At 44.9% G+C, this 7,434-nt stretch carries 7 protein-coding genes; 4 read left to right on the plus strand and 3 right to left on the minus strand.

Going from position 1 to position 7,434, the window contains the following annotated elements:
- Together asnB and alaP are read left to right on the plus strand one after the other, a co-directional pair.
- On the plus strand, positions 1-1,762 hold a 1,762-nt coding region (gene asnB, locus RAC86_RS32425), incomplete at its 5' end, for an asparagine synthase (glutamine-hydrolyzing) (protein ID WP_377886477.1).
- 135 nt (positions 1,763-1,897) lie between these two features.
- Complete coding sequence (gene alaP, locus RAC86_RS32430; RefSeq protein WP_024571819.1) at positions 1,898-3,289, plus strand: alanine permease AlaP; 1,392 nt, start codon at positions 1,898-1,900, stop codon at positions 3,287-3,289.
- 245 nt (positions 3,290-3,534) lie between these two features.
- Here the strand turns inward: alaP and RAC86_RS32435 are convergent, their stop codons facing one another.
- Entirely contained in the window at positions 3,535-4,050 is a 516-nt protein-coding gene (locus tag RAC86_RS32435) for a gamma carbonic anhydrase (RefSeq protein ID WP_377886478.1), read from the minus strand.
- A 48-nt stretch (positions 4,051-4,098) separates the two neighbouring features.
- Between RAC86_RS32435 and ytpA the strand changes: the two genes are divergently transcribed.
- Together ytpA and tbcS are read left to right on the plus strand one after the other, a co-directional pair.
- Positions 4,099-4,878: a phospholipase YtpA gene (gene ytpA, locus RAC86_RS32440; protein ID WP_003229109.1), complete on the plus strand. Its 780-nt coding sequence runs from the start codon at positions 4,099-4,101 to the stop codon at positions 4,876-4,878.
- A gap of 20 nt (positions 4,879-4,898) precedes the next feature.
- On the plus strand, positions 4,899-6,002 hold the full coding sequence (gene tbcS, locus RAC86_RS32445; protein ID WP_033882168.1) for a tetraprenyl-beta-curcumene synthase: 1,104 nt from the start codon (positions 4,899-4,901) through the stop codon (positions 6,000-6,002).
- On the opposite strand, the gene mnmM is transcribed toward tbcS, so the two are convergent.
- Together mnmM and mnmL are read right to left on the minus strand one after the other, a co-directional pair.
- Positions 5,992-6,576 (minus strand): tRNA 5-(aminomethyl)-2-thiouridylate-methyltransferase MnmM, encoded by a 585-nt coding sequence (gene mnmM / locus RAC86_RS32450; protein ID WP_014480625.1) that lies wholly within the window; start codon positions 6,574-6,576, stop codon positions 5,992-5,994. The genes tbcS and mnmM overlap by 11 nt on opposite strands.
- Positions 6,573-7,434: tRNA modification radical SAM protein MnmL/YtqA (gene mnmL / locus RAC86_RS32455; protein WP_377886479.1), on the minus strand; the 862-nt coding region annotated here is incomplete at its 5' end. The genes mnmM and mnmL, both read right to left, overlap by 4 nt.

Below are 7,434 nucleotides of genomic sequence, written 5' to 3' on the forward strand. Positions count from 1 at the left end.
CGGCTTCGGATTCAGACGGCTCAGCATTATTGATGTAGAAAATGGCGGACAGCCTTTATCATATGAAGATGAAACATATTGGATTATCTTTAACGGAGAAATCTATAACTATATTGAACTGAGAGAAGAACTTGAAGCAAAGGGGTACACATTCAACACGGATTCGGACACAGAGGTTCTTCTTGCGACTTACCGTCACTATAAAGAAGAAGCGGCGTCCAAACTGCGCGGTATGTTTGCCTTTCTGATTTGGAATAAAAACGATCATGTGCTTTATGGAGCAAGAGATCCATTCGGCATTAAACCGTTGTACTATACAACAATCAATGATCAGGTTTATTTTGCCTCAGAGAGAAAAAGTTTAATGGTTGCTCAGAATGATATTGAAATAGATAAAGAGGCATTGCAGCAGTACATGTCTTTCCAATTTGTTCCTGAACCGAGCACGCTTGATGCCCATGTGAAAAAAGTAGAGCCGGGTTCACAGTTCACAATCCGCCCGGACGGCGATATCACATTCAAAACGTATTTCAAAGCGAACTTCAAGCCGGTTCAGACTGAAGAAGACAAGCTTGTGAAAGAAGTCAGAGACGCGATCTATGACTCTGTAAACGTTCATATGAGAAGTGACGTTCCTGTCGGTTCGTTCCTGTCTGGCGGGATTGATTCTTCCTTTATTGTGTCTGTTGCGAAGGAATTTCATCCAAGCTTAAAAACATTCTCTGTCGGCTTTGAACAGCAGGGCTTCAGTGAGGTTGATGTAGCGAAAGAAACGGCAGCGGCGCTGGGCATTGAAAATATCAGCAAAGTCATTTCGCCTGAGGAATACATGAATGAGCTTCCGAAGATCGTTTGGCATTTTGATGACCCGCTTGCTGATCCGGCAGCGATTCCGTTGTACTTTGTTGCAAAAGAAGCGAAAAAACATGTAACGGTTGCTTTATCAGGTGAAGGAGCGGATGAGCTCTTCGGCGGATATAACATTTACCGTGAACCGCTTTCGCTTAAACCGTTTGAACGGATTCCGTCCGGCTTGAAAAAGATGCTTCTGCACGTTGCTGCCGTTATGCCTGAAGGTATGAGAGGGAAGAGCCTGCTTGAGCGCGGCTGCACTCCGCTTCAGGATCGTTATATCGGTAACGCGAAAATCTTTGAAGAGTCTGTCAAAAAGCAGCTGTTGAAGCATTATAATCCGAACCTTTCATATCGCGATGTGACGAAGACTTACTTTACAGAAAGCAGCTCGTACAGCGATATCAACAAAATGCAGTATGTCGATATCCACACTTGGATGCGCGGCGACATTTTGTTAAAGGCGGATAAAATGACGATGGCGAATTCTTTGGAACTGCGTGTGCCGTTCTTGGATAAAGTCGTATTCGACGTCGCTTCAAAAATTCCTGATGAGCTGAAAACGAAGAACGGCACGACGAAGTATCTTCTTCGCAAAGCCGCTGAAGGAATTGTGCCTGAGCACGTATTAAACCGCAAAAAGCTTGGTTTCCCTGTACCGATCCGTCATTGGCTGAAAAACGAAATGAACGAATGGGTACGGAATATTATTCAAGAAAGCCAAACGGATGCTTATATCCATAAGGATTATGTCCTTCAGCTTCTTGAAGACCATTGTGCGGACAAGGCTGATAACAGCCGTAAAATTTGGACTGTGCTAATCTTTATGATCTGGCACAGCATCAATATTGAAAAACGGTATATGCCTGAAGAGCTGAGCCATCAGCCTAAAGAAGTCATCTTTGTGTAACAGACAACAAGGCTTTCGAGTAGTCGAAAGCCTTGTTGTTATCCTTTTATTTCTCCATCATCATTGATTTACCCAATCCGTACGGAATATTCAGAAAAATGATATAATGATATTTTTTTCTAGGGGAGAAGAAGCATGCAAAAACAAAAACAAGAGCTGCACCGCGGACTCGAAGAAAGGCATATTTCTTTAATGTCTTTAGGAGCTGCTATAGGAGTAGGGTTGTTCCTCGGCTCCGCATCAGCTATTCAATTAGCAGGGCCTGGTATTTTGGTAGCGTATGCCGCAAGCGGCCTGGTCATGTTTTTTATTATGAGAGCGCTTGGGGAAATGGCCATTCAAAAACCGGTCGCAGGCTCCTTCAGCAGGTATGCGCGTGACTATTTGGGACCGCTTGCAGGCTATTTAACAGGGTGGAACTACTGGTTTTTATGGGTTGTCACCTGTATGGCCGAAATTACTGCTGTCGGCATCTATATGGGGTTCTGGTTTCCTGACGTGCCAAACTGGATTTGGGCATTATCGGCGCTGGTCATTATGACGGGTGTTAATTTCCTGGCTGTCAAAGCTTACGGTGAGCTGGAATTTTGGTTCGCATTGATTAAAATTGTTGCGATCTTATCCATGATTGCTGTCGGTTTATTGATGATTATTGCAGGAGTCGGCAATGGGGGCATTGCAACTGGAATCAGCAATTTATGGAACAACGGTGGATTTTTCCCTCATGGAATAAAAGGGGTTTTATTGTCACTTCAAATGGTGATGTTCGCCTATTTAGGGATTGAAATGATCGGGGTGACGGCTGGCGAGGTGAAAAACCCGCAAAAATCGTTAGCCAAAGCAATTGATACAGTATTTTGGCGGATTTTGATTTTTTATGTAGGCGCTTTATTCGTCATTATGTCTATTTATCCGTGGCAGGAAATTGGCTCTCAGGGAAGCCCATTTGTTCTCACGTTCCAAAAAGTGGGCATTCCATCAGCTGCAGGCATCATTAACTTTGTCGTGTTGACAGCCGCGCTGTCTTCATGCAACAGCGGTATTTTCAGCACAGGGCGGATGCTGTTTAACTTGGCGGAACAGAAAGAGGCGCCACAAGCATATGGTCAGCTGACGAAAGGCGGCATCCCGGGTAAAGCTGTTCTGGCTTCAGCGGGGGCTTTATTAGTTGGAGTGCTGTTAAACTATGTTGTCCCTGCGAAGGTATTTACTTGGGTTACAAGTATTGCGACGTTCGGAGCGATATGGACGTGGGCAATCATTTTGCTTTCTCAAATCAAATACAGGAAAAGTTTGAAGCCGGAAGAAAAGAAACAATTAAAGTACAAAATGCCTTTATTTCCGTTTACGTCTTATGTGTCATTGGCATTTCTAGCATTCGTCGTCATTCTTATGGCTTACAGCCCTGATACAAGAGTAGCCGTGATTATCGGGCCGATATGGTTTCTCATCTTGCTGGCTGTGTACTATGGAAAAGGGTTTCACAAAAAAAATGCGGCTGCTGCCAGCGAACGAAATATCAGCTGACAAAAAGAGCTCCCAGTGGGCTCTTTTTGTGTGTGCTCATAGAAAATAGAGAACAGGAAAGAATAGGTATGTGTGTTTGCAGAGGCTGTTTATAGTTTTGTGATAAGATAAAAGTCATACGTTTCATGCTATATGTGAACGTTTTATGGAAAAATTGAAACCCGAACTGTGATGACGTCCGGGTTAACGATGGTTATTGCTTTCAAATATAATTTGAAAAATGGTAAAGTAAGACGAAGCAGGTCTTATGTTTGTTGAAGAAATTTATAATATTGGCCCTTTTCTACATATTCTGACCGTATTCTTTGCATATCTTTTCGGTCTTCTTCCGTCAAAGGGCGGATGACTTTTGCAGGGCGGCCAAAGGCGAGATGGCCAGGCGGAATGGTTTTTCCAGGCGGGACAAGACTGCCGGCACCAATAAAAGCGCCTTCGCCAATTTCGGCTCCGTCTAAAATGATTGAGCCCATGCCGATTAAGGCGTTCTTGCGGATAACAGCGCTATGAAGTGTAACCTGATGGCCTATCGTGGCGTCATCTTCAATGAGCAGCGTCTGGTTCGGGCTTTGATGGAGGCAGCTTAAATCCTGGATATTGACTCTGTTTCCGATTCTGGTCGGCGCAACATCTCCCCTTATGACAACAGAAAACCAAATGCTGGACTGTTCTCCGATCACGACATCACCGGTAATTGTTACATTATCAGCTATAAAGGCTGTTGGGTGGATATCTGGCTTGTGTTCCTTATAAGGGTAGATCATAAGATTCATCCTTCTTTCTCTATTTAAATTTCGTATGAGGTGAAGAGCATGTGGACCTGGAAAGCAGACAGACCTGTTGCCGTGATTGTAATTATTCACGGGGCAAGTGAATATCACGGACGATATAAATGGCTGATTGAAATGTGGCGGTCTTCGGGTTATCACGTTGTCATGGGCGATTTGCCTGGACAGGGAACAACGACAAGAGCGAGAGGGCATATTCGCTCGTTTCAAGAATACATTGATGAAGTAGATGCTTGGATAGATAAAGCGCGAACCTTTGATCTGCCGGTTTTTCTGCTAGGTCACAGCATGGGCGGTCTGGTCGCGATTGAATGGATTAAACAGCAAAGAAATCCCAAGATTACGGGAATTATTTTATCATCACCGTGTCTCGGACTGCAAATTAAAGTCAATAAAGCGCTTGATCTTGCATCAAAAGGCCTGAATGTCATCGCTCCGTCACTTAAGGTTGATTCGGGATTATCAATTGATATGGCGACGCGCAATGAGGACGTCATCGAGGCTGACCAAAATGATTCGTTATACGTCAGGAAAGTTTCTGTCAGATGGTACAGAGAGCTTTTAAAGACAATTGAATCGGCAATGGTGCCGACAGAGGCATTTTTGAAAGTTCCGCTTCTTGTGATGCAAGCCGGTGATGACAAGCTTGTTGACAAAACGATGGTCATCAAGTGGTTTAATGGTGTTGCTTCTCATAATAAAGCATACAGAGAGTGGGAAGGGCTTTACCATGAGATCTTCAATGAACCCGAGAGAGAAGATGTTTTTAAAGCAGCAAGAGCGTTTACTGATCAATATATTTGAACTAGTAGGGGGTGCATGTGTTGACAGTACCGGAACATCCTTTTGGATTGATGGCAAAGGTATATCGAGATATTTTTCCGCTCGTTCATCAAGAGCTGGACATATGGAAGCAAAAATCAGAATCGATTCATAACAGTGAATTGAAAGCACAGGCAACCGCAAGTATTCGGGACAAAACGTTTCACTGTGAAGGCGGCGGCATACTGGCCTTATTGTCAGGCAGCCAAAAGCAGAAATGTGTCGAGTTTATCATCGCGTATCAAACGATTAGTGATTATTTGGACAATCTGTGTGACCGCAGCACCTCGCTGGACCCGCAGGATTTTCGGATGCTCCATGCCTCAATGCAGGACGCACTGACAGTTGGGGCGGAACTGCAAAACTATTATCAATTCAGGGAAGAACAGGATGACAGCGGATATCTGCACGAACTGGTCAAAACGTGCCAGCGTGTCCTTGGTTCCATTGAGCACTATGACATGATTAAACCTTATCTGCTTGAACTGTGCGGCTATTATTGCGATTTGCAGGTGCATAAGCACGTTATTGAGCATGAGCGTGTTCCGCGGCTTGAAAAGTGGTTTACTCAATATGAATCAGAGCTGCCTGAGATGGAATGGTATGAATTTTCAGCCTGTGCAGGCTCAACGTTAGGCATTTTCTGTCTGGTTGCGTATTCGTTCCAGCCTGATTTCACAGAAAGCACCGCTAAAAAAATCCGAGACAGTTATTTTCCTTACATACAGGGTCTTCATATTCTTCTTGATTATTTGATTGATCAAGAGGAGGACTTGCTGGAAGGAGACTTGAATTTCTGCTCATATTATCAGTCTCATGAAGAGATGATGAATCGGCTTGAACACTTTATCCATAAAGCCGACGAGCATTTACAAGGCATTCCGCATGAAAACTTCCATCGTTTAATCAATCGCGGGTTGCTTGGTGTTTATTTGTCAGATGATAAAGTGGCAGGCCAAAAGGAAATGGGCCGGCTCGCAAAGAAGCTGATCAAAGCCAGCGGAAAAACCTCCCTTTTCTTTTATATCAACGGCAGAGCCTACCGGAAATTTCAAAAAATGTCCTGGATGAAAAACTCAAAGAAAAAAGCTCAAATCATTTGCTGATCTGAGCTTTTTTTTCGATGGCGACAATAAATGGCGGGTCATTTTGCTGATTGATAAACCCGTAAGTTAATACACGGGCTGATTGCTGGTCCAAGTCCCGGCAAAACTCGAGCACGTCGTTTTTTTCAGCTTTGCCTTCCGGGTGGCCATGATAGACGACGAGAACAATCAGACCTTCGTCTTTCATGATGCTGAGAAGCTGTTCAATTGCTTTGATCGTAGAACTGCCGTTTGTCGTAATTGATTTGTCCCCGCCCGGCAAATAGCCGAGGTTAAATACCGCGGCCGCCACTTTGCCATGTGTTTCAGGCGGGAGGGATTCAGCGATTTTGTCATGGCTTTTGTGAAATAACGTTGTTCGCGCTTGATACATGTCACCGAGCCGTTCCTTTGTATTGGCCACGGCTGATTCTTGGATGTCGAATGCGTACACATGGCCGTTTTCACCAACAAGCTCCGCTAAAAACTGTGTATCATGTCCGTTGCCCATTGTCGCATCTACGACAATATCTCCTTCTCCCGCGGCCATTTTCAGCAGTTCTTTACTGTAGGGAAGAATTTTCTTCAAAATCATAGCGCTGATTCCTCCTCAAGCCGCTGAAAGAACTTTCCTTGATAGCTGCCTCGGTTTTCTAGCTCTTTATTAATGGCGCCAAGCACTTCCCATTTGTTGACGCTCCACATTGGCCCGATCATCAACTCAATCGGTCCGTCACCTGTAATGCGGTGGACGATCATTTCAGGCGGAATGATCTCAAGCTGATCGCAGACGAGCTGCACATAATCATCTTGAGAAAGAAATTCCAGCTTTCCCTTTTCATATTGTTTGACCATCGGCGTGCCTTTCAGTAGGTGAAGCAGATGGATTTTAATGCCCTGGACGTCCAAATCTGCGACGGCCTTTGCCGTTTCCATCATCATGTCCCGGTCTTCCAAAGGCAGCCCGTTGATAATATGCGAGCAGACACGTATGCCGTGTTTTCTTAATTTATTGACGCCTTCCACATAGCAGTTAAAATCATGTGCGCGGTTGATCAGAAGTGCAGTCCGTTCATGAACTGTTTGAAGCCCAAGCTCCACCCACAAATAGGTGCGTTCATTCAGCTCTGCCAGGTAATCAACGACATCATCAGGCAGACAGTCAGGGCGTGTGGCGATCGAAATGCCGACCACATCATCTAAGGCGAGGACGGATTCGAATTTTTCGCGAAGCACCTCAACCGGCGCATGCGTGTTAGTGAAAGCCTGAAAATAAGCGATGTACTTGCCGTCCTTCCATTTTTCGTGCATGCGGTTTTTGATTTCATGGAATTGCGTAATTAAATCATCGGCCCGGTTCCCGGCAAAATCGCCGGAGCCTGCTGCGCTGCAAAACGTACAGCCTCCGTGGGCTACGGTGCCGTCCCGATTCGGACAGTCAAAACCGCCGTCA

The sequence above is a fragment of the Bacillus sp. LR_5 genome (genome assembly GCF_042709275.1).